Genomic DNA, 24,961 nt, shown 5'->3' on the forward strand with positions numbered 1-24,961 from the left:
AAAGAAAGCGCCTTCTGGGTTATCCTGCGGCTTTTCCCGACAGCGTTCAATGCCCATGGAACCGCAACACGCCTTCAGTGACGAGGAGCGCCGGGCGCTCTACCGATGCATCGCCGAACGCCGCGACATGCGCCATTTCCTGCCGGATCCGGTCCCGGAAGAGGTGCTGATGCGGCTGCTCCAGGCCGCCCACAGCGCGCCCAGTGTTGGGCTGATGCAGCCCTGGCACTTCATCCGCGTCACCGAACCGGATCTGCGCGAGCGCATCTACCAGCTGGTGAACGCTGAACGGGAGCGCACCGCGGAAGCACTGGGTGAGCGCGGCAATGAGTTCATGAAGCTGAAAGTGGAAGGCATCCGCGACTGCGGGGAACTGCTGGTCGTCGCCCTGCGTGATGGCCGGGAGAAGCACATCTTCGGCCGCCGCACACTGCCGGAGATGGATCTGGCCTCCGCCTCCTGCGCCATACAGAACCTGTGGCTTGCCGCGCGCGCCGAGGGCCTGGGCATGGGCTGGGTCTCGCTTTTCGACCCCCGGGCACTGGGCGGGCTGCTGTCCATCCCGGAGGAAGGCCACCCCATGGCCATCCTCTGCCTAGGGCACGTTGAGGCCTTCTATGAACGGCCAATGCTGGAAATCGAGGGCTGGACCGAGGGACTCTCCCTGGACCATTTCCTGTCCGAGAACCACTACCGCACGGAGGAAGACTCATGAGCAGGGACATACTGCGCACACCGGAATCCCGGTTCGAACGCCTTCTGGACTACCCGTTCGAGCCCAACTACCGGGATGTGGACGGTCTGCGAATGCACTACCTGGATGAAGGCCCCGCCGATGCGGACCCAGTACTCATGCTTCACGGGGAGCCGAGCTGGTCCTACCTGTACCGGCATATGATCCCGGTCTGCGCCGCCGCCGGCCACCGCGTCATCGCCCCGGATCTGATCGGTTTCGGCAAGTCCGACAAACCGGCCCACATCGAGGACTACAGCTACCAGACCCACATGGACTGGCTCGGTGGGCTCATCGAGCAGCTGGACCTCAGGCGGATCACGCTGGTCTGCCAGGACTGGGGCTCGCTTTTGGGGCTGCGCTACGCGGCGGAGAACCCGGAACGCTTCCGCGCCATTGTGGTGGGTAACGGCATGCTTCCGACCGGGGACCAGGCCATGCCCAGGGCTTTCCAGCTCTGGAAAAGCTTTGCCCTCTACTCGCCGGTATTCCCGCCCGCACGCATCGTGGATGTGGGCAGCTTCCGACGGCTGAGCCGCGATGAGCGCCGGGCCTATGACGCGCCCTTCCCGTCACGTCACTACAAGGCCGGGGCCCGCGCCTTCCCAGCCCTCGTCCCGGCCTCGCCCAACGACCCGGCAACGGAAGCGAACCGTCAGGCCTGGGAGGTGCTCAGCCAGTGGGACAAACCCTTCCTCACCACCTTCAGCAATGGGGATCCCATTACCAAGGGCGGTGACCGCTACATGCAGGATCGCGTTCCCGGCGCCCAGGGCCAGCCCCATGTCACCCTCAAGGGCGGGCACTTCCTTCAGGAGGACTCGCCCGTCCCGTTCGCACGCGCCATTAACGATCTGCTGGCGCGCATGGACGGCTAACCCTGGGTCAGGGCCACGAACTCTCCGGTGAGATGGCCCGCTGGCTCATCGGCGAACGTCAGGACCGATTCCACGCGGATGCGGGCCCGGCCCCGGCGTTCCAGGGTCTTGCGGAAGCGCTCCCAGCGTTCCGGGTCCGCCAGCCGTGCCTCGGCGGTGAAGGCGCCGTGGATGGGCCTTTCATAGTCCATGGCGTTGCGCTGGATCACCAGCTGGGCGTCCAGGCCGGCATCGCGGACGCGCAGGTGCAGCAGTGACCAGGCGGACAGGATGGCCACGGCCGAGGCGCTACCCCCGAAAACCGTGGAGCGGTGATTGATGTTGGGCTCCAGGGGCGCTTCAACCCGCACCGCCTCCGGTGAGGCGGTGTGTACGGACACACCCATGGCTTCGGAAATGGGAATATGCTCGTGCAGGTACTGCTGCAATTCGGATGGGGACATGGGTCACTCCAGCATGCCAGTCATAGCGTAAACCTGAACCGCAAGGATACCGCTCCATGCAGGTCACAGGAATGGGGGGAATCCGGGATGTCAGGGCACCACCCCGAGACGCGTCATGAGGCGAGCCGTTCGATGGCCTCCCTCAGTGGCCCCGGGATGGGCGTGGGCTCATCCGTGGCGCGGTTGACGAACACGTGCACGAAACGCCCCTGGGCCAAGTGGCGGCCGTCATGGCCCCCGAACACACCAATCCCCCAGGTCACGGAACTGTTGCCCAGTCGTTCCACACGCAGGCCCACTTCCACCGGTTCGGGGTAGGCCACCCCACGGTAATACTCACATCCGGAACTCACCACATACGCAATCACCGGCCCGTTGTGGATATCCAGGCCGCCGTCCTCGATCAGGAACCGGTTCACCGCAGTGTCAAACCAGGCGTAATAGGTCACGTTGTTCACGTGCCCGTAGAGGTCATTGTCATGCCAGCGGGTGGTGATCGTCTGGAAGGCGTCGAAGGCACCGCGTGGCAGCGGTTCGTCCCCGGCGGCCATCAGAAGGCCTCCCGGTAGATCGCCAGGGCATCCGCCTCGGTCACCTCGCGGGGGTTGTTCACCAGCAGACGCTGCTGCTTCATGGCATCGGCGGCCAGCGTGGGGAGAAAGTCCTCGCCGATGTTCATCTCACGCAGCGTGCGCGGCAGTTCCACCGCCTCGATCAACGCCGTCATACGGCTCACAAGATCCCCGTCGCCGCCATTGCGCACCAGTGGCGCCAGTTCTTCGTACAGCGCGCCGGCCACGGGCTGGTTGAATCGCAGGGCCTGGGGCAGGACCAGGGAGTTGCTGAGGCCGTGGGGAATATGGAAATGGCCCCCCAACGGATACGCCAGCGCATGCACCGCCGCTACCGGCGCATTGGCGAATGCCTGGCCGGCCTGCATGGCGCCCAGCAACATGCCTGCCCGGGCGTCACGATTCTCACCGTTGTGCACCGCTTCCACGATATTGCCGGAAAGCTGCGCCAGGGCCTCCCGGGCCAGCGCATCCGAAACCGGGTTCCTGCGATGGGCACTGGTGTAGGCCTCAATGGCGTGCACCATGGCGTCGATGCCCGTGGCGGCTGTTACCTGCGGCGGCAACCCCAGCGTCAGGTCCGGGTCCAACAACGCCAGGTCCGGCAGCAGCAGGGGCGATACGATGCCGGACTTGGTGGTCTCGCCGGTGGTGATGATGGCGATGGGCGTCACCTCGGAGCCGGTACCCGCCGTGGTGGGTACCTGGATCAGGGGCAGGCGGCGCCCACTTGCCATGCCCACGCCATAGAGCTGCTCCAGCGACTGGTTACAGCCATCCGAGGCCAGCAGGGCCACGACCTTTGCCACATCCATGGAACTGCCGCCGCCAAAACCCACCACCAGATCCGCGCCGCAGTCACGGGCACGCTCGGCGGCCGCCCGCACGGCGGTGTCCGGCGGGTCCGCTTCCACCTCGCTGAACCAGTTCACAGCCAGCCCCTCGTCGACAAGACCCGCCTGCGCTTTATCCAGCAGTCCGGCCTTGATGATGCCGGGGTCCGTCACGATGAACACCGAGCGGGCGCCACGCTCACGACAATACGCGGCCAAGCTGGCTGCGCCCCCGCTCGCCATGGCAATCGAGGGCGTGGTATTGAAGGCGAAATCACGCATCAGCGCAGGTCCGGGTTCAGGGTATAGGTGGCCGTTACCGAGGCCTGGTCCAGAATATGCCCTTCCATCGCCTTCTCCACGTCAGGCCCGCGGAACTCATCCCCCAGATCCAGGTGTTCCACATCGAGCGCGAACACGGTGAAGGTGTAGCGATGCACGATCTCGTCGTTCCAGGGCGGGCAGGGGCCGTCATAACCGGCATAGGTACCAGCCAGGTCCGGATCGCCGGCCAGGAAGTCCGTGTAATCATTGATGCCACGCTTACCCAGGGCATCCTTTGAGGGGGATTTGCCCTTGGGCACGACCCCGTTGGACTCCTTGCCTTCCTCAATGCGTGCGACCGTCGGCGGTACGTCCACCAGCAGCCAGTGGTAGAAGTCCACGCGCGGGATCTTCTTCGAGACCGTCTTGCCTTCCTGGTTCACGTCACCGGCCTCGCTGGGCACGTCCGGGTCCTTGATCATGACCACGAAACTGCGCGTGCCCTCGGGGACCCCCGACCAGGTGACCTCGGGGTTGAGATTGCGCCCCAGGGCCATGTGGTTGTCCGGGTCATACACGCCGAACGCAAAGTGCTCCGGAACGGGCTGACCCTCGTTGATGTCCTTGACTTGGATGTCCATGCACACCTCCTCTGACAGGATGGATTACTTATGCCATTGAGCCTTGCCTGGGCCTGCCAGTGCAACCCCCACCATGGTCGTAAAGGCCTGACCGGCGTGCGCGGCGCAGTGCAAATGCCATGGTGTGCACTACACTCCATGACAGTCAGCAGTTCCCATCGAAAGATGCTCCACAATGGCTGAAACCCCGGTTCCAACAGCGCCGGATCCCGCCTCGGAATCCACCGAGACCCGATCCGACATCGTGCACCTTGTGCGGATACTGTCGCTGTCGGCGGCTGTGGCGCTGTTCTTCTTCACCTGGCGCAATGCGTACGTGACCACTGACCCACAGTGGTTCGGGATGGTAATGGTCTCCTTCGGCGGCATCCTGGTCGCCAACCTTCTCCTGCATCTGCTGACGGACAACCTGGCCCAGCTGCGCTGGGGCTTTATCGCCACCATCACGGCCGTACTCATCTTTGTCGTCCTCTCGGGCGTGGAGCAGGGCAGCGGCGTCATGTGGCTCTATGTCTACCCACCCGTGGTGTTCTACATCTCAAGTCCGCGATTCGGGGTGATCAGCTGTGTTGCGGGCTGGCTGACACTGGCGATGGCTCTGACGCCACTCGGGCGGATCCTTTTCAGCGTTGCCGAGTATCCTCTGCCCTTCCGGATCGTTCTGGCAATTTCCCTCGCCTTTGTAATGGTGTTCAGCTACCTGCTCGACCGGGCCCGGCGCCAGCACGCCGAGCGCCTGCGCCAGATGGCCGAGATCTTCGAACACGCCGCCACCCATGATGCCCTGACCAACCTCGCCAACCGGCGGGAAGGCACGGACCGTCTGGCCCGGGAATTCGCGCGCTTCCAGCGCAGCAACACCCCGTTCAGCGTCATCCTGGCGGACATTGACCACTTCAAGACCATCAACGACACCCTGGGCCATGGGATCGGGGACCAGGTGATCCAGACCGTCGCCAAGCGACTCACTTCGGGCTGCCGAACAATGGATTCGGTCATCCGCTGGGGTGGCGAGGAATTCCTGGTGGTCCTGCCCGGTACCAACGAATCCGACGCCGTCACCACCGCCCAACGCATCCGCCAGCAGATCGTCGAGCGACCAGTGACCGCCGACGGGCGCCCCCTGGAGGTGACTTGCAGTTTCGGGGTCACGGAGATACGCCCAGATGACGCCATCCAGACCCTGCTCCAGCGCGCGGATGAACGCCTCTACCACGCCAAAACCACGGGCAGGAACCGGATCATCAGCGAGCGCTTCGGGTATGGACCAGGCACTCGTTAACCACATGCACACTGAACGCAACAGGGATCTGCCATGAACCCCTCCACTCTCATCGGCATTCTGGGCGGGCTCGGTCTTTTTGCCACGATCTTCCTGAATGCCGTCTCCGACCCCTCGCTGTTCATCAACCTGCCAGGGCTGGGCATCGTGATTGGCGGCACCCTGGCCGCCACCTTCATCAGTTACCCCATCCGCGAAGTACTGAGCATCTTCCGGCTCATCGGCACGGTCCTGCGCAACGAGCGCCTGTACACCGAGGACGACATCGAGGAACTGATGCGCATCACCCGGCTGTTCCAGACCGGCCAGATGCCGGCAGTGGAAAAGGAGCTCCAGAACGTGAACAACCCCTTCCTGCGGACTGGCATCCAGCTGGCGGTGGATCTGACTCCGGAAGAGGATGTCCTCGATCTGATGCAGTGGCGGATTGCACGGCTCCAGGCCAAGGAGCATGCGGAAGCGCAGCTGTTCCGCGTCATGGCGGGATTTGCACCCGCCTTCGGGATGATCGGCACCCTGGTGGGGCTGATCAACATGATGTTCCAACTGGGCAGTGGCGACATGGAGCTGATCGGCCAGAGTCTAGCCGTGGCTCTGATGACCACCTTCTACGGCATCCTGCTGGCCAACCTGGTGCTCAAGCCGATTGCGGTGAAGCTCGAGCGGCGCACGGAGCAGCGCATGATCGTGATGCACATGGTCATGCAGGGGGTCTCCATGATGTTCCGCAAGCGGCGTCCGACCCTGATGCGCGAAACCCTGAACTCGTTTGTGGCCGACCACCGTAACGAGATCCGCGACGGCAACGGGAGCGCATCGCACCAGGGGCTGTTCTCGAAAATGAGGGAGCGCTTCCGGAAACATGACGATGATGGGGATACGGACGCATGAGCGAGGACACCACGCCGCCCCGGACACCGCCCCATCGGTCCATAGAGCTCAGGGACAGCACGGAGGAAGAGAGCTGGCTGCTGGTCTATCTGGATGTTATGACGCTGCTGGTGGTCATGTTCGTGGTCATGCTCACCTTTGCCGGTGACAGTGACCCCGAGACCGCGGCTGATACCACTGAGCCGGCACCCGAAACCGTAGGGCCATCCCCCCACCCGGCGGACTGGCCGGAGGGCAGCCTGGGCGACGACATCGAGATCAGCCGCAGCGACGAAGGGCTGCGTCTGCGCATCAGCAGCGGCCTGCTGTTTGAGTCGGGCCGGGCCGAACTCTCACAGAAGGGCCTCGACACACTGGCGGAGCTGGTGCCGACACTGCAGCGGTCATCCCATCCCATTGTGGTGACGGGCCACACGGACGATGTGCCGATCACGACGGACCGCTACCCCTCCAACTGGGAGCTGTCGTCGGCGCGGGCGGCGCAGGTCGTGCGTTTCTTCCAGAAGGAAGGTATTACGCCCGAGCGCATGAGCGCCGTGGGCAAGGCCCACACCCAGCCCCGCACGAGCAATGAATCCGCCGAGGGCCGTGCGCGCAACCGCCGGGTGGAGCTGCTTCTGAGACTGCAGAGCAATGAGGGGCCCAGGGTGAGGCTGTTACCCGTCGACTAGGGCGGCACTCAGGCGCTGATCCAGCTCCTCAGCGTCCGGAGGCGTATCCGTGATGATTTCCACCCGGCTCTCCCGAGCGGGATCAACGTCCGCTTCGCTCAGGGCATCGCCGGCCCGGTTGAGCGCCACCCACCCCTGATCCGTGCGCATCACCCCCTTGATGCGGCGCCAGTCGCCGCCGTGGCAGAAGGCCGTAAGCTTCTGATAATCGAAACAGTAATCCGGACTGATCCGCCAACCGCAGCTGTAATGGCCATCGCCACTGTTGCGGTACTGCTGCCAGGGCTGCGCGGAAAACGGCGGCGCTTCGGTGGGCACTTCTCCGTGATGGTGATCGTGGGCATGCGGATCCCCCGCCTGGCGGTCGCTGTGGGGGCGGGTGAGCCAGTCCAGCTCCAGGCGGCCATGGGAGGTTTCCACCACCAGCGCCTTGGGCGGCTCGAACCCGGCAGCCCATTCGTGGAAACGGGCCTGGTCCGTATCGCTGCACAGATCGCCCTTGTTGGCCACCAGCACATCGGCGACCGCCGCCTGGTCCTGGAAGTGGACATTATTGAGCACCCGCTCTTCAGCCAGGCGCCGTGGGTCCACAAGGCAGAGCACGGACGCCAGATGCAGCACTCCCTGGTAACCGCCGCCGGTCAGGGTATCGATCACCTGGCTCGGGTGCCCGAGGCCGGTGGGCTCGATCAGAAGCCGGTCCGGTTTCTCGCGCCGGATCAGCTCGTTCAGGGCCACCTGCATGGGCAGGCCGGCCACGCAGCACATGCAGCCACCGGGCACCTCGCGCACCGCGACGCCACCGGTTTCCATCAGGGCGCCGTCAACGCCCACTTCACCGAACTCATTGACCAGGACCGCCCAGCGCTCGCCTTCAGGGCGCCGCTGCATCAGGTCCATGATGGCGGTGCTCTTGCCCACCCCGAGGAACCCAAGGATCAGGTGTGCGGGGATACTGTTCATCGCGTCAGCCTGCGTATCAGCCGTTCATCCTCGGGAAAGGCCGCCATCAGCGCCTCCGGCTCACCCCACTCGAAATCCTCAAAGTCAAAGCCGGGGCTCACGGTACAGCTGACCAGCACATAGCTGGTCTCCGGCGCGGGCTCGGCAGCGAACCAGGTGTTGGGGTCAATGGTCAGGGTCAGTTCCGACTGGCTGCCGAGCTTGTGGGTGGCGATACCGCTGTCATCGGCACAGTGGACCAGCACCGGACCGCCGGCATGCCAGTGCCAGAGCTCATGGCTGCGCAGCCGGTGCCAGGCACTGTACTGGCCCTTCTCCAGAAGGTAGTGGATAGCCGTCATGGTGGGGCGACTGCCATGCTCGGTACGGACATTGATCGGGCTGGCGAAGAAGCGCCGGTACCAGCCGCCTTCCGGGTGGGGCGCCAGCCCCAGTTCCTGTTTCCAGTGTTCTGCGTCCATTATGACTCCGTGGTTTGCGCGTTGGCGCTGCGACTGTGCAGATTCAGGCCGATCCGGGTCACCGCGTCGCCGGAAACCGCCTTGACCACCAGCTTGATCGGCCCCATGCGCAGCTTGTCACCCACCACCGGATGCCCGTGCGCCCGGCGGAAACACTCCGACAGTGTGTCGCCGGGATCATAGCCGGAGATGTCGATGCCATAGAAGAGTTCCACATCCCCGACCGTGGCCTCGCCATTGAGCACGAACTCACCAAAGAACTGGCGATCCTCCAGCGGACTGGTTCGCGGTTGGGTATCAAACAGCTTGCTCACTTCCTCCAGTTGCCCCGGCGACGCCATCACCGCCACCAGGTCTCCCTCCGCGAGTTCCGTTTCCTCCGAGGGATGAAACAGCTCTGAATCCCGGAAGACGCCGGCGCAGATCACGTGCCGTGGCAGCATCAGCTCACTGAACGGCAGCGGTTCCCGCCAGCGCTCGCCCGTCAGCTCGAAGACCATCAGTTCATGGTCGCCGGAGCCGGGCAGATCCAGTGGCAGCCGGCGCCGCGGCTCCTGGCCCGAAGGCACCTCAAGGCGCAGCCAATGGGCCAGCGGCGCCAGGGTCGTGCCCTGGACCAGCAATGATACCAGCACCACGCAGAACGCCACGTTGAACAGCAGGTGGGCGTGCTCAATACCCGCCATAACCGGGAACAGCGCCAGGACAATGGGCACCGCGCCCCGCAAGCCGACCCAGCTGATGAACACCTGCTCCCGGGCATGAAAGCCAAAGGGCCAGAGGGTTGCCAGAACGGCGATAGGTCTGGCCAGAAGGATCAGCACCGCCGCAATGACCAGACCCGGAAGCAGCAGATCCACCAGTTCTGATGGCGTGACCAGAAGCCCCAGGATCAGGAACAGTGCCATCTGGGCCAGCCACGCCAGCCCATCGTGCATCTGCAGTACCGCCGGCAGCATTCGGATCCGGCGGTTTCCCAGCACCACGCCACTGAGGTAGATGGCCAGGAAGCCGCTCCCGCCCAGGCTGTTGATGCCAGCAAACACCACCAGCCCGCCGGAGGCCACCAGAAGCGGGTAGAAGGCCGGCACCAGCTGCACCCGGTTGATCAGCGCCGCCAGCAATCGCCCACCCAGCAGGCCACCGGCCACGCCCAGCCCGAACTGCTGGGCGAGCAGCCAGAGGCTTTCCAGCAGTGGTGCCTGGCCGCTGTTCTGGATGAACGACAGCAGCACCAGGGTCAGGAAGATGGCCATGGGGTCGTTGCTGCCGGATTCGATCTCCAGGGTGGCACTGACCCGGTCATTGAGGTGCAGACCACGCCCCTGGAGCAGCGAGAATACGGCAGCCGCATCCGTCGAGGATACAATCGCCCCCATCAGCAGCGCGACGGCCAGTGGCAGCTCGAACAGCCAGAGCGCGGCCAGCCCCGTCAGCCCGGCGGTGACCGCCACCCCCAGGGTGGCCAGCCCCAGCGCCGGCTTAAGGCCCACCCGGAAGCTCTCGCGCCGCGTTCTCAGGCCACCGTCCAGCAGGATGATCGCCAGCGCCAGGTTACCGACCAGAAAGGCGGTTCCGAAATCATTGAACGGCAGGCCACCCGGTCCATCCTCACCGGCGAGCATACCGATGGCGAGAAACAGCAGCAGCACCGGCATGCCGACCCGGCTCGAAAGCGGGCTGAGCAGGATGCTCAGGCTGAGCAGCAGGCCAATGAACAGCAGAATGTCGGTGGTCAATCGGTCCTCCCGGGACTCTATTACCCGAGTTTAAGAATGATGGCTGCAAAAAGCAGCTGTTTCAGTTTCAATGGAACCGGTAGTACGCTTGAGCGTCCTGTACGGAGTCGATTCACCAATTTGCCTGTTTCAGCAACCTGGAGAAACCCTCTATGACCGATGAGGTTCTGGTTCTGGACGTCCGTTTCGCGGTCCACCAGCTCAGAAGCACCGATCTGATCCCCGCCGGGGTCTTCCGTACTCCCTATTACTGGATCGGGCGTACCGCCGGGTTTCTATCACTCATCTGTGATGAGTCACTGTCGCTGCCGGCCGCCGACACCAGCACCGGCTGGCTCTGTCTCAATATCCGTACCGGCGATCCGGTTCTTCCGGAAGTGGCACAGAACCTGCGTAACAGCGGCATCGGCTTTGTACCACTGCCTTCCGGCGCCGGTGCCTATGGCCTGATTCCTGAGTACCAGATGCCCGAGGCCCGGAGCCAGCTCGAAGCCGCCGGTTACCGGGTTTCGGATGAAACCGTCACGGGTTCCGCCTGAGGCCTGTTCCCTGCTAGCTTGGAGTGACTCCTGTCGGATCACACTGGGTTTCCTCATATCATGCACGACCTGACACAGCACCGCTATTTCCGGCGCAATCAGCGTGGCCGTGATTTCGTGGTCAGTGACCTCCATGGCCGTCTGGATCGGCTCGATCACCAGCTGGAACAGCAGGCCTTTGACCCCGAGCGCGACCGCCTGTTCGCCGTGGGCGATCTCGTCGACCGTGGCGACAACAGCGCGGCGCTGATCGAGCGGCTGGAGGAGCGCTGGTTCTTCAGCGTGCTCGGCAACCACGAGCTGATGCTGCTGGACGCACTGGCCGACCCCGGCGCCCGCGTGCTGCACGAGCACAACGGGGGACGCTGGTTTCACCGCCAGCCCTCGGGCGCCCAGCTCTACCAGGGCACCCTGCTCCACCAGCATCTGTCACTGGCCTTTACGGTGGAGACCATGAACGGGTCCGTAGGCATCATCCACGCCACGGCCCCCTCCGACTGGCGTACCGTTCAGGAGGTCCCCATGGATGATGGCCAGTGGGAGGAGCTGGTCTGGGACCGGGCCGACTACAACCAGGCCCTGCGAACACCCGGCCTGGTTCCCCCGGTACGCCATGTGACCCGCGTGGTCCACGGCCATGTATCCTGCGAGCAGCCGATTCACGCGGGCAACCGTTTCTGGATTGACACGCTCTACCGGGGTGGTGATATTACCCTGATGCCGATCCCGGCCCTGCTTGGCATTCCAGAGCACCAGCGTTCCAGCGCGGGCTGAGACCCATGGGGACAACCATGCATCGATCCATAACAGCCGCCACTGTTCTGCTGTTCCTGCTGCCTCTCATCATGCCTGTTCCGGCCACGGCAACCAGCGACGGCTCGCAGAGCGCGGACCGGGTGCTGGTGGTCAAGAGCGAGCGCAGGCTGTACCTGATCCGGGACGGCGAACGCATCGAGAGTTTCCGCGTATCCCTGGGCCAGGAGCCGGAAGGGCATAAACTGTTCGCCGGCGACAACCGGACCCCGGAGGGCCAGTACACTCTGGACTGGCGCAATCCAGAGAGTGACTACTACCGCTCCATTCACATTTCCTACCCCAGCCCTGAGGACCGCCGCAAGGCCCGGGCCTGGGGACAGGACCCGGGCGGCAACATCATGATCCATGGACTGCCCAATGAGGCAGGTGAGTGGAACTTCGCCTTCAAGGGGCTCGACTGGACGGACGGCTGCATTGCCGTGGACAACCAGGCAATGGATGAAATCTGGCGCCGGGTTACCGTTGGTACACCTATTGAGATCCGTCCGTGAAAACGGTTTTCACAAACGGTCACTTTGCTACACTTGAAGCGGCATGGACTCCTCAAAGCCGAGTCCCGCCGAACATTAACCCGAAGAAAAGGGGATTATCATGAAGAAGCTGACGCTCGCCGGAATTGCTCTGACCGCTGTTGCACTCGGCGGCTGTGCAAGCACCAACGACGACGCCATGAACACGGCGGACGATGCCATGGACACAGCGAACGATGCCATGAACACGGCAGAGGGCGCTGACAGCAGTGCGGCTGATGCACAGGCGCGGGCTGACGAAGCCTATGAGCTGGCCGAAGAGGCTCTTGAGCGCGCCAAGAATGCCGAGCAGTCGGCTGAGGAAGCCAACGAGCGGGCCAAGCGTATGCTGGACCGCGCTACCGGCAAGGAGTAAGCCGGTACCGGGAAGCCGCCCCAGGGCGGCTTCCTTCCCTCATTCAATCCCCACCATCTTGTGCATCTGCACACTCAGTCGCCAGCGCGGATTCGCCATGCAGTAACGGATGGCCTCACGCGTGCTCGCGTCCCGAACCAGATCCCGATCCGCGCCCGCATCCGGGGATGACATGGGTGAAAGCAGCCGTGCCCGCGCCTCGATGCCGTCATAATCCGCTGGATCCTGCCCCTCCTGGGGATACACCAGCTTCAGTTCATCACAGCGCCGGATACGAATGCCGGTACCCGCCTTGGGGCTGACGCAGAGCCAGTCAATGCCTTCCGGGGCATCCAGCGTGCCGTTGGTCTCCACCGCCACGAAGAAATGGCGCTGGTGGAAGGCCTCGAGGAGAGGGCCATCCACCTGCAGCAGGGGCTCACCGCCGGTACAGACCACCATGGGGGATTCCTCCCCACCCCCGGAGCCCGGCCAGAGGGAGGCGATGTGATCGGCGAGCGCTTCAGGTGACCCGAAAACGCCCCCATTGGGCCCGTCGGTCCCCACGAAATCCGTATCGCAGAACTGGCACACTGCCGTGGCGCGGTCCTTTTCCCGGCCGGTCCACAGATTGCACTTGCTGAAACGGCAGAAGACGGCAACACGCCCCGCCTGGAGCCCTTCCCCCTGGAGGGTGGTGAAGGCTTCCTTGATCCGGTACATCAGCGCGCATCCTCATAGGACAGGGGATCCGTAACGCCGTGGGCGGCGAAGGCCTCCAGCCGTTCCGTACAGGCCCCGCAGCGGCCACAGGCCAGGTTCCGACCGTTGTAACAGGTCCAGGTACGGCTGTAGTCCAGGTCCATTGCCAGCCCATCACCCAAAATCTGCCCCTTGGTCAGATGCATAAAGGGGGCTTCCACCCGCACGGATTCGTAGTTGGCCACGCGGGCAACCCGGTCCATCTGCTCGATGAACTCAGGCCGGCAGTCCGGATAGATCGCGTGATCGCCGCCATGGGCTCCATACCAGACCGCCTCCGCCCCACGGCTCACGGCATGACCGATGGCGAGCGACAGCAGGATCATGTTGCGGTTGGGTACTACCGTCGCCTTCATGCTGGCTTCCTCGTAATGCCCTTCCGGCACGGGTTCCGAATCGGTCAGCGCGGAACCGGCCAGCAGGCTCTGGATGCCGGTGATGTCGACGACTTCGTGGTCAATCCCAAGCTCCCGGGTGACGGCCCGGGCACAGTCGAGCTCCCGGGCATGGCGCTGGCCGTAGTCAAAGGACAGAGCATCCACACGCCAGCCTTCCGCCAGCGCCCGGTGCAACAGTGTGTAGGAGTCCATGCCTCCCGAGTAGATCACAACAATGCGGCTCATTGGGATTCCTGTGCGGTTAACATCGCGCCCATTCTATCAACCATGAACGGATTGCGGAGGCTCTGTAGGGACTACCCGCAGCCGCTCTTGAAAAAGCCCGGCTCAGGGATACACTGAGGGTATGGAGTCAGAAGGCAGTTATACCATGACAACAGATGGTAACCCCGTGAGGGTGACATCCATTACGACACGAAAGCACCCGCTGACGACCGCGGGCTCCTGAACGGTATGCAAGGCCGGAGGGAGCCCTGCGGGGTCGCCTCCGGTCGGTTGGGCTCATGCCCTGTCCGATAGCCCGGAGGTGACCGCCTCCGGGCTTTTTCGTTGTACAGAATCCGATCAACGCGGACAGGAGGGGTCCCATGAGCCAGAAAGCCAATCACAACAGCAACCGCATCCGCCGCCCCGGGCGTCTGCCGTTCCTGGACGCCATCTGCAAGCGCCTCAACCAGCGCGTCAACCTGGAAGACGAACGCTCGGTTCTGGCTCTGTATGAGCGTGGGTGGATCTTCCACGGTGTTCTGGGTACACCCAGCGAGGCGGAGAGTCGCTATATCCGGTCTCTTGCAGCCCGGTACAACTCCTGGATCCAGAAACAGGTAGCCTGAGAGGCAGGAGGGTACACAACAGCGGCTCAGGCGCCGCTGTTGTGGATCATCATGTAGTTGTCAACCACGTCCTGGATCTTTTCCCGGGAATAGGGCTTGACCACATAACCATTGGCGCCGGCGGTAATCGCCCGCTGAATGCTGTCGATGGAATCATCGGCGGTAACCAGCACCACATGCTGCTGCCGGTTGGCTGCCTTGATCTCCTTCATGACCTCATGACCGTCACGATCCGGCAGGCCAAGGTCCAGCATCACGATCTGGAAGCTGTCAGCATTGAAAGCCTCCAGCCCGGACGCCGCATCCCCCGCTTCCACCACCCTGCCCACGCCAACGGCATAGAGCATCTCGGTGAGCATCTGGCGCATGGTGGGTTCGTCCTCAACAACAAGCACGTTGAGATTCGTCATTGCGTCCCCTCGATTGTTCTCCAGCTTCCCAACTATAGCAGGCGTGCACCCTCACGCCTCATCGCGTGACATTCTCTGACTTTCTCCGTCCCTGCCGGGAAGTTCCAGCTCGCGCTCCCCCTCCGATTCACTCTGCTCCGGATCCTCGCCGGCGAAAAGGACCGGATCCGGTCGCGTCAGAAGATTGCTGATGCTGATGGCCGTGGTATAAAGCGAGATGGCCACAATCAGCAGTATCGGCTGGACGAACACAACCATCCGGGGCACCTGCTCACTGGTGGTGATCAGAAGCAGCATCAGAATCGCCGGCCCAAGCACCAGCAGCAAGGTCAGCGCCAGAAAGAACACGATCCGTTCACGGAATCGGCTCAGGTTGTGGTCGGTGATCAGCCCGAGCACGAACTTGCCCAGGGCCAGCCCCCCCAGAATGGCCGCGGCAATTGAAAGATCAGGCGCCGTGAGCGTGGCTTCCGGATGCCCATGCCAGGCGCGGGTCAGGGCGATCACGGCAAACGGGAAAAGGATGAAGATCACATCCGCATAGGTCCCGTACATCATGTTGACGGTTTCGTGATTCGTACGATGGTCCGGAAGATGGTTCATGGCGTCATCCTTATTGTTGGCTGTCCCGCCCCTCCAGAGCCTGCCGGATGAGGCCGGCCAGCTCCGGGTAGAGGTTGACCGCGTGGGTCACGTCCTGGTTCTTGAGGGCGCGCTCCACTTCGGCGGCCTTCTCCGTGATCAGCGGGTACCCCATGGCGCCCGCCGTTCCCTTGATCTGGTGGACCTGGCGCTGCAGGTCCATCCAGTGCTCATCCTTTATCGCCTGCTCCATGAGGTCGAGCCGCTCCGGCAGTCCGTCCAGGAACTGATCGATCAGGTGCTGGATATCCGGATCCGTTCCCGCCCCTGATACCATCTCTCCCGGCTCCGGGCCACCCAGATGCTTCTGCAGCAGAATCCTCAGCTGCCCGGAATCAATCGGCTTGTGCAGAACGCCATCGCAGCCCGCCTTCTGGAGTTCGTCCATCTCTGCCTCATCGCCAGCGGTGAAGGCAATGATCGGACGCCGGAACCCGGTCTGGCGCAGCATCCGGGTCGCCTCCGGGCCGTCCATCTCCGGCATGTGGCTGTCCATCAGCACCAGGTGGACCGTCTCGCTCATGGCGGTTGAGACCGCCGCGGAACCGGTCTCCACTGTCAGGACGGTCACCCCGAAACGCCCAAGCAGCCGTTCGACGAGACGGCTGTTGTCCTCGTTATCCTCTGCTACCAGAACCGTGCCCTGATACTGTTGTACCGATTCTGTCCGGGCTTCACTGCGCACCCGCAGGTAACGCGCCAGCATCTCGTAGAAGCGCCGCTTGTCGATGGGCTTGGCCAGATAGTCGTCACAGCCGGCTTCCTGATAGTCCTGCAGATCCTCGGCCATGACATTGGCCGTCAGGGCGACGACGGGCGTGTTGACACCGGCTTCCCGGATGGCCCTGGTGGCATCACGGCCGTTCATCACCGGCATCTGGATGTCCATCAGGATCAGGTCCCATGCTTCGCTGGTCGCACGCTCCAGTGCCTCAGCCCCATTGCCCACGTGGGCCACCTCGGCCCCTGTGCGGGTGATGAGCAGATCCACCAGCTTGCGATTCACCTCGTTGTCTTCCGCTACCAGGATGCGGCCGCTCAGGTGGGGCGCATGCAGCATGGGCAGCTGGCGGCGACGCTGGGTCATTTCCGAGGCGTCCCGGATCATGTGGACGTCTTCGAGTGGACCACTGTCGATGGTGACCTCGAACTCGCTGCCCTCGCCGTAGATACTGTCGACCCTGATATCTCCGCCCAGAAGCCCCGCAAGATGGCGGGAGATGCTCAGGCCCAGCCCCGTACCGCCGTACTGGCGGGCGGTGGCGGCAGTACCCTGGGCAAAGGGGTCGAACAGGCGCTCCATCTGCTCCGGCTTCATGCCGATACCGGTATCTACGACCTTGGCATGCAGCGTTTCCTCCTCGCGATCACAGCGGATCGCGATGTGAATGCTGCCCTTGTCCGTGAACTTGAGCGCATTGCCGCACAGGTTGATCAGGATCTGACGAAACCGGGTCGGGTCCGTGCGGATGATTTCCGGCAGCGGGTACTCGCACTGGATGAAGAATTCCAGCCCCTTCTCACGGGCCCTGGGGGTAAAGAAGGCGCGCACCTCATCCAGCAGCTCCGGAAGGTTGACGTTCAGGCGCTCCACTTCGAGCTTGTTCGCATCGATCTTGGAATGGTCGAGAATGTCGTTGATCAGGTCGAGGAGATGACGGCCGGAGCGGACCACGGTCTCGGCACTGCTGCGTTTCTCGGACTCGCTGAGATCCGGTTCCATGAGGGTTTCGCCATAACCGATGATCGCCGCCAGTGGCGTGCGGATTTCGTGGCTCATGTTCGCCAGGAACTGGCTCTTGGCGGCAGCGGAGTTGCGGGCGATCTCTTTCTCCAGACGCTCATTCTCGCGCTCCTTCTCAATCTCGTGGCGCTGGCGCCGCTCGGTCACGTCCACGAAGGTGCCCTCGAGGTGGCTCGGCTCGCCGTTCTCGGCGTAGATGGTGCGGATGGAGATGTTGGCCCAGCGTTCCTCGCCCTGGCGGGTTTCAAAAATGCCTTCGACGCCGTGTACCTCACCCTCCTTTTCCAGCTGCCGGATCACCCAGTGGCGGACGCTCGGCTGGGAGAAGCAGGCCCACAACGCATCCGGAACGCCATTGATCAGAGCCTCCACGGAACTGTAACCCATGATCCGTGCCATCGAGGGGTTGGCGTCCAGGAACCGGCAGCGGGTCGACATCTGGAAGATCCCTTCCATGGCATTCTCGAACAGTGCGCGGTAGCGGTGGAGGTTGGCCACCGCCTGCTGGTTCCACTCCAGGGCCTCGCGCTGGACGATCTTGATGCGGTTGGCGAACGCCAGTGACAGCAGAATGTTCTGGGCCACGAACCCGATCTGGGGCGCATGGCTGGTGAGGCTGTTGAGCGGGTAATACCCCATGACGGCGGTGCCGTAGAAGCCCACGCCGACCAGGGTGCACAGCCAGGAAACAAAGTAGATCCCGGCACTGGGCAGTTCATTGCGCCAGGCCCAGTAGCTCAGGGCGATGACAACCACCGCAAGGCCCACGGAGCCGACCACGGTCCACTCCATCGCCACGTGGTAATCGTGGAAAAGACTGATGACGAGGGTCGTGATGGCCGCGTACAGGCAGAGTTTAAGCACCTGGTCCAGGTGGGCGGCGCGGTTGCGGGTGTCCAGGAGTTCCCGCGCCATCATGGTGCCAAAGATCCAGCTCAGCTGGATGTAGATGTGCAGGTACTCCTTGTGGAACCAGGGCTGCAGCCCTCCGAACACCTGCGTGCCATGCACCTGCTCGGTCATCACGAACAGCATCGCGAACAGGATGTAGGTGGTGTAGTAGATGTAGCCCGGTTCGCGCACCACCAGGGTGACGAAGAAGTTATAGGCGAAGAGGGCAAACAGTGCCCCCATGAACAGGCCTTGGATCCACTCGTCCACCGCAACCTTGCCCAGATAGCTGTCCAGCTCCCACAGGTTCAGGGGCAGGCGCATGGTATTGCGGGTCTCCACGCGCAGGTACAGGGTGTAACGCTCGCCGGGCGCCATGTTCAGGCGGAAGGACGGGTTGGGCACCGCGAATTCCCGCTCGGACCACTCTTCCGCATAGCGGTGCCGTTTTTGGGCCACCACCTCCTCTTGTTCATTGACCAGATAAATATCCGCCTGGTCCACCAGTGGCAGAACCAGCTCAACCACCCAGTCGGCTACGGGATGATTGCCGTTGCGGTAGACAAGATCGCGCTTTATCCAGAAGACCGACTCGGTGTAGCCGTAGTTGAGCACCCCAACCGTGTGCTCATTGAACGCCGGTGTATCGCCGGCAATCACATCCTCAAAGCTGTATTCGTGAGCCTCGTCCTGAAGATAACGGAAGCAGCTGCCGATATTATGGTGTTTCTCCCCGTTGTGGATCTCCACGGGATCGTCCAGGCAGCTCCCGGACTCCTGACCGCTGGCCCCGGATGCCACAACAGGGCACAGCACCGCCAGTAAAAGCAGTAGCCAGGCATACCGGTGGTGTGCGGGCAATCTGGCGTTCAAAACTGTGATCTCTCCGAACGCGGGGAAAGCAATGGCCGATTATGCTGGAAATGTGCATTCACCGGAACAGTATGGTCGCTGGAGTCGATTGATGAAAACGCGCTTGTGTTCCAGGGCGTACGCCGCGCCCCTGGCCGTGCTCCTGACGCTTGGACTCACCGGCTGTGATCTCGACAGCAGCTCCTCCGGGGGTGGCCCGGGTTCCTGCACGGATGGTTTCACCTTCGAGGATCCGTCGGAAGTGCAGTACGGCTCACTGACCATTGACAGGGATCAGAACACCAATCCCGCTGGCGCTGACCTTGAAAAGACACTGTTCCGCAAGTTCGCAAGGATTGCCAAGCCGGCTGTAGACACCAAGAACAAGACCAAGAACGAGACAAAGGCAAAAAACGCCTATGATTTCTTCAAAAAGGAGACTGAGAAGTTCATAGGGTTCAACAAAGATAACCTGCCGGACTACCACCAGGTGAAAAACGGCTTTGACCTTCTGGAAGCCATGATCGCCTCCGGCAATGTCGCCCCACTCCAGACCGCCCGGGATGCCATGGCCAACTGCGTTCGCGAGGAGGCCCCCGGCAGCATCAGGGTCAACACACTGAATGTCACCGAAACCGAGCCCCCCGAGGAGGACCGGGAGACATGGGAGCTGGGCGTGAATTACGCCCACAATCCGGAACCACTGACCGACCCCACCCCCTTTGGCCCCAACGTCGCGCGCGTGGCCTTCACGCCGGAAAGCTTTGTATTCACGCTCTATCCCAGCGAGGCCTTTGAGGGCATCGGCCCCTCATCCGGGTTCAAACAGCCGCGCAAGCTGATTGCCGGGTTCAACGCGGACTTTGAGGAAACCGTAAACGAGGAGGAGAGTTCCGGGGACTCAGAGAATGACGAGGGGGATCCTGATTCGGTGATTTTCGAGTCTTTCCTCGATAATACCCAGGATGACCGGGGGGAGGATCGCAGTCAGACCGACCGCTGGTCCTGGAGTTCAGAGGAAGGGACAGAAGCCTTTGGTATCACGGCACGTTGTATCCGGATAACGGCGTTCTACGCAAAAGACGGGGATGATAACCAGATCAGTGTCGAGGCAGATTCCCAGACCTGCCCAGGCATCAGCAGCGCTTCTACCCTCGAGGATCCGGAGAAATCGTTCAGCTACAAATCAGCCGACCCGGCCGTTGAGCAGGTACGGAACTGAGCAGCCACGCGCTCTTAATGACGGCTACAGCTCGTATCCATACCCCACTGCTCCATAAAGGCCCGCTTCTTGCGGATCAGGCGCTCGTAGGTGCTGACAATGCTGGCGCTGTGGGCGGTGGGGGATTGCCGGAGGGCATCCACCCGGTCCTGAAGTGACCGCAGCTCCCGACAGAGCCGCTTTTGAAGGTGGTCGTGGACACTTTCGAACTGGTCCAGGGCAATGTCGGTCTCGGCCTCAGCCCTCATCACATCCTGTTGTTCGTGGTGCATCGCTATAACCCGTCCCTGCCTGGTTATACTGACTACTTTTTGCGCATTTTGCCCCTACTGACACAGGATTGCAACAAGGTGTGAACAGCCTTTCACGATTTTACAAAATCCCTCAGTCAGCGGACTGAGCCCCCTTGGCAACCCCCAACAGCCGCTCGCATTCCCTCAGCACGGGAAAACTTCTGCAGACCTGATTCACGAAGCCCGCCAGCACCGGCAGGTGATGACCCACAATGGGAATGCCGGTATTGATCAACGACACGCTGATGTCGCGGCTCGGGTCGGCCCAGCACCACTTGTTGATCAGCCCCACATGACCGAACGCCTCGCCCGACTGCGACCCCCAGAGCCCCACCGGGTCCGCACCCAGCATGAAACCGGCGCTGAAGCGCATGGGAATCATCATGGTGCGGTCAATCTGCATCCGCCCGTAGGCCTGGACCGCGCGGATGACGGTCTGGCGGTCACAGATGCGCCGACCGTTCCATGTACCGCCATTAAGCATCATCTGGAAGAAACGCCCCATCTCCTCAGCGGTGCCGCACAGGTTCCCGGCGGGGATGACCGCCTCCTGGAAGCGCGGATCATTGCTGACCTCGGCCACGGTATTGATGTCGCCACCCAGGGCCCGGCGCACGATCCAGGACACCGGGAACACCAGCCTCGGGCCGGTGGCGTAGTTCCAGGCCAGGTCCAGCAGGTGTTCGTGGTCGATGCCGTAGGTAAAGTAGCGCATGCCCATGGGCTGGCGCAGGCGCTTGTCCAGCAGGCGATCAATGCTCTCACCGGTGACCCGGCGAACCACTTCCCCCAGGACGTAACCGCCGGTAATGGCATGATAGGCAACCGTTCTGCCATCCGCCTCTATGGGCCGCGCGTCGCATAGCAGTTTCCAGATGTAGCGCTCGTCCCAGAGCGCATCGATGGGCGTGTCCTTCGGCAGACCCGGGATGCCCCCGCGATGGGACAGGATCTGGTGGATGGTGATGTGCTTCTTGCCGTTGCGGGCGAACTCCGGGCAGTAGAAACTGACCGGGTCCAGCAGGTTGATGAGCCCGTCCTCCGCCAGCATGTGTACCAGAAGGCCGGTCACCGCCTTGGAGGCGGAGAAATAGCAGACCGGCGTATCCGGCGTCATGGGTACGCTGGGCCCATCCGGGCGGTCCTCGGGTCCGTTACCCTGGGAATGGCCGAGCGCACGATTGAGCAGAAGCTGGCCCCGGTGGCGCAGCGTGATCTGGAGGCCCGGGTGGGTCCCCGTACGGTACAGGGCTGCCACCTTCTCCCAGACGGCCTCAACGGACTCGCTGCTCACACCGGCGTCGGCGGGGTTCTGTTCGCCGCCGCTGTCCACGGTCGTGACCGTATCCAGATCCCGCGGGGTGCGGCTGCTGTGAAGCCGTTTCCTGAGCCATTCGTTCATTGGGGCCGCTCCCTCCTGTCGCTCCCTTGCTCAATGTGCCATTCCAGTATGGCATGGAATCAGTTGTGACGCGTGCGCTCCTGGCGCTCCAGGCCGCTTTCGATGCGATCGAGTTGCTGCTGGAGCTGCTCCATGCGCTCATGGATCTGATGCACCTCCACGGCCTCGCCCTCACCGTTCTCCTCATCCAGACGCTGGCTCTCCTTCTCCATCACCTGCAGCACGATACCGATCATCATGTTCAGAAAGATGAACGCCGTCAGGAACAGGAAACTCAGGTAGTAGATCCAGCTCAGGGGGTACACCTCCTGGGTCTCGTACATCACATCCGTCCAGTCCTCGAAGGTGGCGATGCGGAAAAGCGTCAGCATGGAGCGGGCGATGTTGCCCCAGAGGAAATCATTGATGTGGCCGAACAGGAAGCTGCCGAAGGCCCCGTAGATGTAGAAGATGATGAACATCAGCAGTACGACGTAGCCCATGCGCGGGATGGCCTTGAACAGCGATCCCATCAGGATCCGCAGCTCGGGGATCAGCGACACCAGGCGCAGCACCCGGAAGATGCGCAGCAGGCGCGCCAGTAGCACCATTTCCGAATCGTCGATGGGAATCAGGCTGGCCACCACGATGATGAAATCGAAGACGTTCCAGCGCTCGCGGAAGAAGTCGCGCAGGCGCTCCTCGGCCGCCATCCGGATCAGGATCTCGATCAGGAAAAAGACCGTCACCGCCCAGTCGAGCACCCCCATCACCTGGTCGAAGCGGCTGACACCGTCGTAGGTTCGGGCGCCGATGAGCAGGGCGGAGACGATGATGATGCTGATCACCGCGCCCTCAAAGAGGCGGTTACGGTGCAGCGCCTCGAGTCGGCGCTTCAGGTCGCTGGCTCTCTGGGCCATTCACTGACTCTCCTGTGGACGGAAAACAGCATTATCACTGATCCACCCCCATTCAGACGAGGATTTGACCTCCACGGGCAGAACAGATAGTGTTCAGAAGATGGATTAGACGACCGGTCTAATTGGCACAGAAAGTCAATCATAATGTCAAAACCCCAGCGCAACCCCAACCTCCGCCAGGAACTCCTTGAAGCCGGTGTCCATCTGCTCTCCGAACAGGGCTATCACGGCACTGGCCTCAAGGAGATTCTGGACCGTGTCCAGGTCCCCAAGGGCTCCTTCTACCACTACTTCAGCAGCAAGGAAGGCTTCACCGCCGAGATCATCGAGGATTACACCGAGGATCTGCTGGCGCTGATGGACCGCCACCTGGACCAGCCACGTGAATCCGCCCGCGAGACCATCCGCCAGATGTACGGGCTCATGATCACCGAGTTTGAACGCCGGGGCTGCATCCGGGGCTGCCTGCTGGGCAACCTGGCCGCCGAGATCGGCGCTGCCAGCCAGCAGTGCCAGCAGGCACTGCAGAAAGGTTACCGCGACTGGCGGGAACGGTTTGTACCGCTGGTGGAACAGGGCCAGCGCACAGGCGAGTTCCGCGACGACATTCCGGCCAGCGCCCTGACCGACATTTTCTGGAACCACTGGGAGGGCGGCATCCTGCGCATGAAGCTCGAGGGCCAGGCCGATCTGCTGCGCGCGGATCTGGACTGGCTCCTGGACCGGCTGATGGCGCCCGCCCCCTGAATCACCCCTGATTCCCGATTCACCCCCTTTATGGAGTATCCGTTGTATGACCACCCCCACACTGAATGACGAAAAAACACTGCAGCGCGGCCGCCCCATCAAGAACCGGCTGATCAAGTCCGCCATGAGCGAACAGCTGGGCAACGCCCGCCACGACCCGGATGAACGGCTCGCCCGCCTTTATCGTGCCTGGGCGGATGGCGGCATCGGACTGTCCATGACCGGCAACGTCATGATCGACCGCAACGCACTGGGAGAGCCCAAGAACGTGGTTCTCGACGAGCAGTCCGACCTGGAGGCTTTCCGGCACTGGGCCGAACAGGGGAAGGCCAACGCCACCCAGGTGTGGATGCAGCTCAACCATCCCGGTAAGCAGATCCCGAAGTTCCTGAACAGCCAGCCGGTGGCGCCTTCCGCAGTGCCGCTGGGGGGTGGTCTGGAGAAGATGTTTGCCACACCCCGGGCCCTGGAGGCGGATGAGATCCAGGCCATCATCGGGCAGTTCGCCCGTTCCGCGCACCTTGCAAAGGAAACCGGTTTCTCGGGGGTCCAGATCCACGGCGCCCACGGCTACCTGGTCAGCCAGTTCCTCTCCCCGCGCCACAACCAGCGCGATGACGAGTGGGGTGGCTCACCGGAAAACCGTCGCCGCTTCGTGCTGGCCGTCCATGACGCGATCCGCGAAGCGGTGGGCCTGGACTTTCCGGTCGGCATCAAGCTCAACTCTGCGGATTTCATGAAGGACGGCTTCAGCGAGGAGGAATCCATGGATGTCGTCCGGGCCCTGAGCGAGGCCGGCATCGATCTTATCGAGATTTCCGGTGGTACCTATGAGGCGCCGGCCATGACGGGCTTCAAGGCGAAGAAGGAGAACGCCCGCGAGGCCTATTTCCTGGATTACGCGGACGCGGTACGCCGCCATACGGACGTACCACTGATGGTCACCGGCGGCTTCCGTTCCGCCACCGCCATGCAGCAGGCGCTGGACTCCGGCGCCACCGATTTCATCGGCCTGGCGCGCCCGGTCGCAGTGGACCCGGAACTGCCACGCACCCTGCTCAGCAACCCTCAGGCGAAGCTGGCCATCAAACGACCCTCCACCGGCTTCAAGGGGCTCGACAAGGCATTGATGCTGGACATCACCTATTACGAGTCCCAGCTCGCCCGCCATGCGGACGGCAAAAAGCCGAAACCCGGGCTCAGCCCCTGGATCACCGTTGCCAACACCTTCGCTGCCATGGGCATGAACGCCTTCAAGCCGCGCCGCGGCTGAATA

Annotated in this window: 28 protein-coding genes; 13 read left to right on the forward strand and 15 right to left on the reverse strand. The window is 62.8% G+C overall.

What is annotated here, in order from left to right:
• Positions 1-55 precede the first annotated feature (55 nt).
• Together bluB and H4I92_RS06680 are read left to right on the forward strand one after the other, a co-directional pair.
• Positions 56-715 (forward strand): 5,6-dimethylbenzimidazole synthase, encoded by a 660-nt coding sequence (bluB, locus tag H4I92_RS06675; protein WP_077529866.1) that lies wholly within the window; start codon positions 56-58, stop codon positions 713-715.
• Positions 712-1,611: a haloalkane dehalogenase gene (locus H4I92_RS06680; protein WP_077529867.1), complete on the forward strand. Its 900-nt coding sequence runs from the start codon at positions 712-714 to the stop codon at positions 1,609-1,611. Before bluB ends, H4I92_RS06680 begins: the two co-directional genes overlap by 4 nt.
• Here H4I92_RS06680 and H4I92_RS06685 read toward each other — a convergent pair.
• The 4 genes from H4I92_RS06685 to H4I92_RS06700 all read right to left on the reverse strand — a co-directional run bounded on the left by H4I92_RS06685 (position 1,608) and on the right by H4I92_RS06700 (position 4,364).
• A complete protein-coding gene (locus tag H4I92_RS06685) occupies positions 1,608-2,054 on the reverse strand; it encodes a thioesterase domain-containing protein (RefSeq protein WP_077529868.1) in 447 nt (148 codons plus the stop codon). The two genes, H4I92_RS06680 and H4I92_RS06685, sit on opposite strands and share 4 nt — an antisense overlap.
• Before the next feature lie 113 nt (positions 2,055-2,167).
• Complete coding sequence (locus H4I92_RS06690) at positions 2,168-2,605, reverse strand: acyl-CoA thioesterase (protein WP_077529869.1); 438 nt, start codon at positions 2,603-2,605, stop codon at positions 2,168-2,170.
• A complete protein-coding gene (locus tag H4I92_RS06695; RefSeq protein ID WP_077529870.1) occupies positions 2,605-3,741 on the reverse strand; it encodes an iron-containing alcohol dehydrogenase in 1,137 nt (378 codons plus the stop codon). Before H4I92_RS06695 ends, H4I92_RS06690 begins: the two co-directional genes overlap by 1 nt.
• Complete coding sequence (locus H4I92_RS06700; RefSeq protein ID WP_077529871.1) at positions 3,741-4,364, reverse strand: YbhB/YbcL family Raf kinase inhibitor-like protein; 624 nt, start codon at positions 4,362-4,364, stop codon at positions 3,741-3,743. The genes H4I92_RS06695 and H4I92_RS06700 overlap by 1 nt, the downstream gene beginning before the upstream one ends.
• A 175-nt stretch (positions 4,365-4,539) precedes the next feature.
• Between H4I92_RS06700 and H4I92_RS06705 the strand changes: the two genes are divergently transcribed.
• The 3 genes from H4I92_RS06705 to H4I92_RS06715 are packed head-to-tail and all read left to right on the forward strand — an operon-like array spanning position 4,540 to position 7,208.
• A complete protein-coding gene (locus H4I92_RS06705) occupies positions 4,540-5,646 on the forward strand; it encodes a GGDEF domain-containing protein (protein ID WP_077529872.1) in 1,107 nt (368 codons plus the stop codon).
• Between the two features lie 33 nt (positions 5,647-5,679).
• Complete coding sequence (locus H4I92_RS06710; protein ID WP_077529873.1) at positions 5,680-6,537, forward strand: motility protein A; 858 nt, start codon at positions 5,680-5,682, stop codon at positions 6,535-6,537.
• Positions 6,534-7,208 carry an OmpA/MotB family protein gene (locus H4I92_RS06715; RefSeq protein ID WP_077529874.1) on the forward strand — a complete coding sequence of 225 codons (675 nt, stop codon included), beginning with the start codon at positions 6,534-6,536 and terminating at the stop codon, positions 7,206-7,208. The genes H4I92_RS06710 and H4I92_RS06715 overlap by 4 nt, the downstream gene beginning before the upstream one ends.
• On the opposite strand, the gene H4I92_RS06720 is transcribed toward H4I92_RS06715, so the two are convergent.
• From H4I92_RS06720 to H4I92_RS06730, 3 genes are read right to left on the reverse strand one after another with little or no spacing between them, the layout of a single operon-like run.
• Positions 7,194-8,171 (reverse strand): CobW family GTP-binding protein, encoded by a 978-nt coding sequence (locus tag H4I92_RS06720; RefSeq protein ID WP_077529875.1) that lies wholly within the window; start codon positions 8,169-8,171, stop codon positions 7,194-7,196. The genes H4I92_RS06715 and H4I92_RS06720 overlap by 15 nt on opposite strands.
• Positions 8,168-8,632 carry a cupin domain-containing protein gene (locus H4I92_RS06725; RefSeq protein ID WP_077529876.1) on the reverse strand — a complete coding sequence of 155 codons (465 nt, stop codon included), beginning with the start codon at positions 8,630-8,632 and terminating at the stop codon, positions 8,168-8,170. Before H4I92_RS06725 ends, H4I92_RS06720 begins: the two co-directional genes overlap by 4 nt.
• Positions 8,632-10,371, reverse strand: a complete 1,740-nt coding sequence (locus H4I92_RS06730) for a potassium/proton antiporter (protein WP_077529877.1) — start codon at positions 10,369-10,371, stop codon at positions 8,632-8,634. Before H4I92_RS06730 ends, H4I92_RS06725 begins: the two co-directional genes overlap by 1 nt.
• 152 nt (positions 10,372-10,523) lie before the next feature.
• On the opposite strand from H4I92_RS06730, the gene H4I92_RS06735 reads away from it, so the two are divergent.
• The 4 genes from H4I92_RS06735 to H4I92_RS06750 all read left to right on the forward strand — a co-directional run bounded on the left by H4I92_RS06735 (position 10,524) and on the right by H4I92_RS06750 (position 12,611).
• Positions 10,524-10,910, forward strand: coding sequence for a hypothetical protein (locus H4I92_RS06735; protein ID WP_077529878.1), 387 nt, complete (start codon positions 10,524-10,526; stop codon positions 10,908-10,910).
• Positions 10,911-10,970: 60 nt separating this feature from the next.
• Positions 10,971-11,684: a metallophosphoesterase gene (locus H4I92_RS06740; protein WP_077529879.1), complete on the forward strand. Its 714-nt coding sequence runs from the start codon at positions 10,971-10,973 to the stop codon at positions 11,682-11,684.
• Positions 11,685-11,701: 17 nt separating this feature from the next.
• Complete coding sequence (locus H4I92_RS06745; protein ID WP_077529880.1) at positions 11,702-12,217, forward strand: L,D-transpeptidase family protein; 516 nt, start codon at positions 11,702-11,704, stop codon at positions 12,215-12,217.
• Between the two features lie 100 nt (positions 12,218-12,317).
• Positions 12,318-12,611, forward strand: a complete 294-nt coding sequence (locus H4I92_RS06750) for an Lpp/OprI family alanine-zipper lipoprotein (protein ID WP_077529881.1) — start codon at positions 12,318-12,320, stop codon at positions 12,609-12,611.
• 39 nt (positions 12,612-12,650) lie between these two features.
• Here the strand turns inward: H4I92_RS06750 and queE are convergent, their stop codons facing one another.
• Positions 12,651-13,313, reverse strand: a complete 663-nt coding sequence (gene queE, locus H4I92_RS06755; RefSeq protein WP_077529882.1) for a 7-carboxy-7-deazaguanine synthase — start codon at positions 13,311-13,313, stop codon at positions 12,651-12,653.
• Positions 13,313-13,975, reverse strand: a complete 663-nt coding sequence (queC, locus tag H4I92_RS06760) for a 7-cyano-7-deazaguanine synthase QueC (protein WP_077529883.1) — start codon at positions 13,973-13,975, stop codon at positions 13,313-13,315. The genes queE and queC overlap by 1 nt, the downstream gene beginning before the upstream one ends.
• A 362-nt stretch (positions 13,976-14,337) precedes the next feature.
• On the opposite strand from queC, the gene H4I92_RS06765 reads away from it, so the two are divergent.
• The gene (locus tag H4I92_RS06765) at positions 14,338-14,583 is read left to right on the forward strand and encodes a hypothetical protein (RefSeq protein ID WP_077529884.1); all 246 of its coding nucleotides are present in this window, start codon (positions 14,338-14,340) and stop codon (positions 14,581-14,583) included.
• 26 nt (positions 14,584-14,609) lie between these two features.
• Here H4I92_RS06765 and H4I92_RS06770 read toward each other — a convergent pair whose 3' ends face one another.
• Genes H4I92_RS06770 through H4I92_RS06780 form a run of 3 tightly spaced genes read right to left on the reverse strand, consistent with a single transcriptional unit; the run spans position 14,610 to position 19,143 of the window.
• A complete protein-coding gene (locus H4I92_RS06770) occupies positions 14,610-14,993 on the reverse strand; it encodes a response regulator (protein ID WP_077529885.1) in 384 nt (127 codons plus the stop codon).
• Between the two features lie 51 nt (positions 14,994-15,044).
• Positions 15,045-15,596 (reverse strand): hypothetical protein, encoded by a 552-nt coding sequence (locus H4I92_RS06775; protein ID WP_077529886.1) that lies wholly within the window; start codon positions 15,594-15,596, stop codon positions 15,045-15,047.
• A 10-nt stretch (positions 15,597-15,606) separates the two neighbouring features.
• Positions 15,607-19,143, reverse strand: a complete 3,537-nt coding sequence (locus H4I92_RS06780) for a response regulator (protein ID WP_143512619.1) — start codon at positions 19,141-19,143, stop codon at positions 15,607-15,609.
• A gap of 91 nt (positions 19,144-19,234) precedes the next feature.
• Between H4I92_RS06780 and H4I92_RS06785 the strand changes: the two genes are divergently transcribed.
• On the forward strand, positions 19,235-20,344 hold the full coding sequence (locus H4I92_RS06785; protein WP_077529888.1) for a hypothetical protein: 1,110 nt from the start codon (positions 19,235-19,237) through the stop codon (positions 20,342-20,344).
• 14 nt (positions 20,345-20,358) lie between these two features.
• On the opposite strand, the gene H4I92_RS06790 is transcribed toward H4I92_RS06785, so the two are convergent.
• The 3 genes from H4I92_RS06790 to H4I92_RS06800 all read right to left on the reverse strand — a co-directional run bounded on the left by H4I92_RS06790 (position 20,359) and on the right by H4I92_RS06800 (position 22,938).
• A complete protein-coding gene (locus H4I92_RS06790) occupies positions 20,359-20,616 on the reverse strand; it encodes a hypothetical protein (protein WP_077529889.1) in 258 nt (85 codons plus the stop codon).
• Between the two features lie 112 nt (positions 20,617-20,728).
• On the reverse strand, positions 20,729-22,039 hold the full coding sequence (locus H4I92_RS06795; protein WP_077529890.1) for a serine hydrolase domain-containing protein: 1,311 nt from the start codon (positions 22,037-22,039) through the stop codon (positions 20,729-20,731).
• A 59-nt stretch (positions 22,040-22,098) separates the two neighbouring features.
• Complete coding sequence (locus H4I92_RS06800; protein ID WP_077529891.1) at positions 22,099-22,938, reverse strand: ion transporter; 840 nt, start codon at positions 22,936-22,938, stop codon at positions 22,099-22,101.
• A gap of 144 nt (positions 22,939-23,082) precedes the next feature.
• Here H4I92_RS06800 and H4I92_RS06805 point away from each other — a divergent pair, with 144 nt between their 5' ends.
• A complete protein-coding gene (locus H4I92_RS06805) occupies positions 23,083-23,685 on the forward strand; it encodes a TetR/AcrR family transcriptional regulator (protein WP_077529892.1) in 603 nt (200 codons plus the stop codon).
• 46 nt (positions 23,686-23,731) lie between these two features.
• Complete coding sequence (locus H4I92_RS06810; RefSeq protein ID WP_077529893.1) at positions 23,732-24,958, forward strand: NADH:flavin oxidoreductase/NADH oxidase family protein; 1,227 nt, start codon at positions 23,732-23,734, stop codon at positions 24,956-24,958.
• Positions 24,959-24,961: the final 3 nt, after the last annotated feature.

The sequence above is a fragment of the Vreelandella halophila genome (assembly GCF_019903425.1).
In the GTDB taxonomy this organism is placed as follows: domain Bacteria; phylum Pseudomonadota; class Gammaproteobacteria; order Pseudomonadales; family Oleiphilaceae; genus Halospina; species Halospina halophila.

Coding starts and splice junctions, on each gene's coding strand:
- H4I92_RS06740 (WP_077529879.1), top strand. CDS start 10,971: ATGCACGACCTGACACAGCACCGCTATTTCCGGCGCAATCAGCGTGGC.
- H4I92_RS06695 (WP_077529870.1), bottom strand. CDS start 3,741: ATGCGTGATTTCGCCTTCAATACCACGCCCTCGATTGCCATGGCGAGC.
- H4I92_RS06690 (WP_077529869.1), bottom strand. CDS start 2,605: ATGGCCGCCGGGGACGAACCGCTGCCACGCGGTGCCTTCGACGCCTTC.
- H4I92_RS06720 (WP_077529875.1), bottom strand. CDS start 8,171: ATGAACAGTATCCCCGCACACCTGATCCTTGGGTTCCTCGGGGTGGGC.
- H4I92_RS06715 (WP_077529874.1), top strand. CDS start 6,534: ATGAGCGAGGACACCACGCCGCCCCGGACACCGCCCCATCGGTCCATA.
- H4I92_RS06790 (WP_077529889.1), bottom strand. CDS start 20,616: ATGCACCACGAACAACAGGATGTGATGAGGGCTGAGGCCGAGACCGAC.
- H4I92_RS06725 (WP_077529876.1), bottom strand. CDS start 8,632: ATGGACGCAGAACACTGGAAACAGGAACTGGGGCTGGCGCCCCACCCG.
- H4I92_RS06710 (WP_077529873.1), top strand. CDS start 5,680: ATGAACCCCTCCACTCTCATCGGCATTCTGGGCGGGCTCGGTCTTTTT.
- H4I92_RS06685 (WP_077529868.1), bottom strand. CDS start 2,054: ATGTCCCCATCCGAATTGCAGCAGTACCTGCACGAGCATATTCCCATT.
- H4I92_RS06750 (WP_077529881.1), top strand. CDS start 12,318: ATGAAGAAGCTGACGCTCGCCGGAATTGCTCTGACCGCTGTTGCACTC.
- H4I92_RS06745 (WP_077529880.1), top strand. CDS start 11,702: ATGCATCGATCCATAACAGCCGCCACTGTTCTGCTGTTCCTGCTGCCT.
- bluB (WP_077529866.1), top strand. CDS start 56: ATGGAACCGCAACACGCCTTCAGTGACGAGGAGCGCCGGGCGCTCTAC.
- queC (WP_077529883.1), bottom strand. CDS start 13,975: ATGAGCCGCATTGTTGTGATCTACTCGGGAGGCATGGACTCCTACACA.
- H4I92_RS06795 (WP_077529890.1), bottom strand. CDS start 22,039: ATGAACGAATGGCTCAGGAAACGGCTTCACAGCAGCCGCACCCCGCGG.
- queE (WP_077529882.1), bottom strand. CDS start 13,313: ATGTACCGGATCAAGGAAGCCTTCACCACCCTCCAGGGGGAAGGGCTC.
- H4I92_RS06805 (WP_077529892.1), top strand. CDS start 23,083: ATGTCAAAACCCCAGCGCAACCCCAACCTCCGCCAGGAACTCCTTGAA.
- H4I92_RS06810 (WP_077529893.1), top strand. CDS start 23,732: ATGACCACCCCCACACTGAATGACGAAAAAACACTGCAGCGCGGCCGC.
- H4I92_RS06770 (WP_077529885.1), bottom strand. CDS start 14,993: ATGACGAATCTCAACGTGCTTGTTGTTGAGGACGAACCCACCATGCGC.
- H4I92_RS06680 (WP_077529867.1), top strand. CDS start 712: ATGAGCAGGGACATACTGCGCACACCGGAATCCCGGTTCGAACGCCTT.
- H4I92_RS06785 (WP_077529888.1), top strand. CDS start 19,235: ATGAAAACGCGCTTGTGTTCCAGGGCGTACGCCGCGCCCCTGGCCGTG.
- H4I92_RS06700 (WP_077529871.1), bottom strand. CDS start 4,364: ATGGACATCCAAGTCAAGGACATCAACGAGGGTCAGCCCGTTCCGGAG.
- H4I92_RS06800 (WP_077529891.1), bottom strand. CDS start 22,938: ATGGCCCAGAGAGCCAGCGACCTGAAGCGCCGACTCGAGGCGCTGCAC.
- H4I92_RS06735 (WP_077529878.1), top strand. CDS start 10,524: ATGACCGATGAGGTTCTGGTTCTGGACGTCCGTTTCGCGGTCCACCAG.
- H4I92_RS06705 (WP_077529872.1), top strand. CDS start 4,540: ATGGCTGAAACCCCGGTTCCAACAGCGCCGGATCCCGCCTCGGAATCC.
- H4I92_RS06765 (WP_077529884.1), top strand. CDS start 14,338: ATGAGCCAGAAAGCCAATCACAACAGCAACCGCATCCGCCGCCCCGGG.
- H4I92_RS06775 (WP_077529886.1), bottom strand. CDS start 15,596: ATGAACCATCTTCCGGACCATCGTACGAATCACGAAACCGTCAACATG.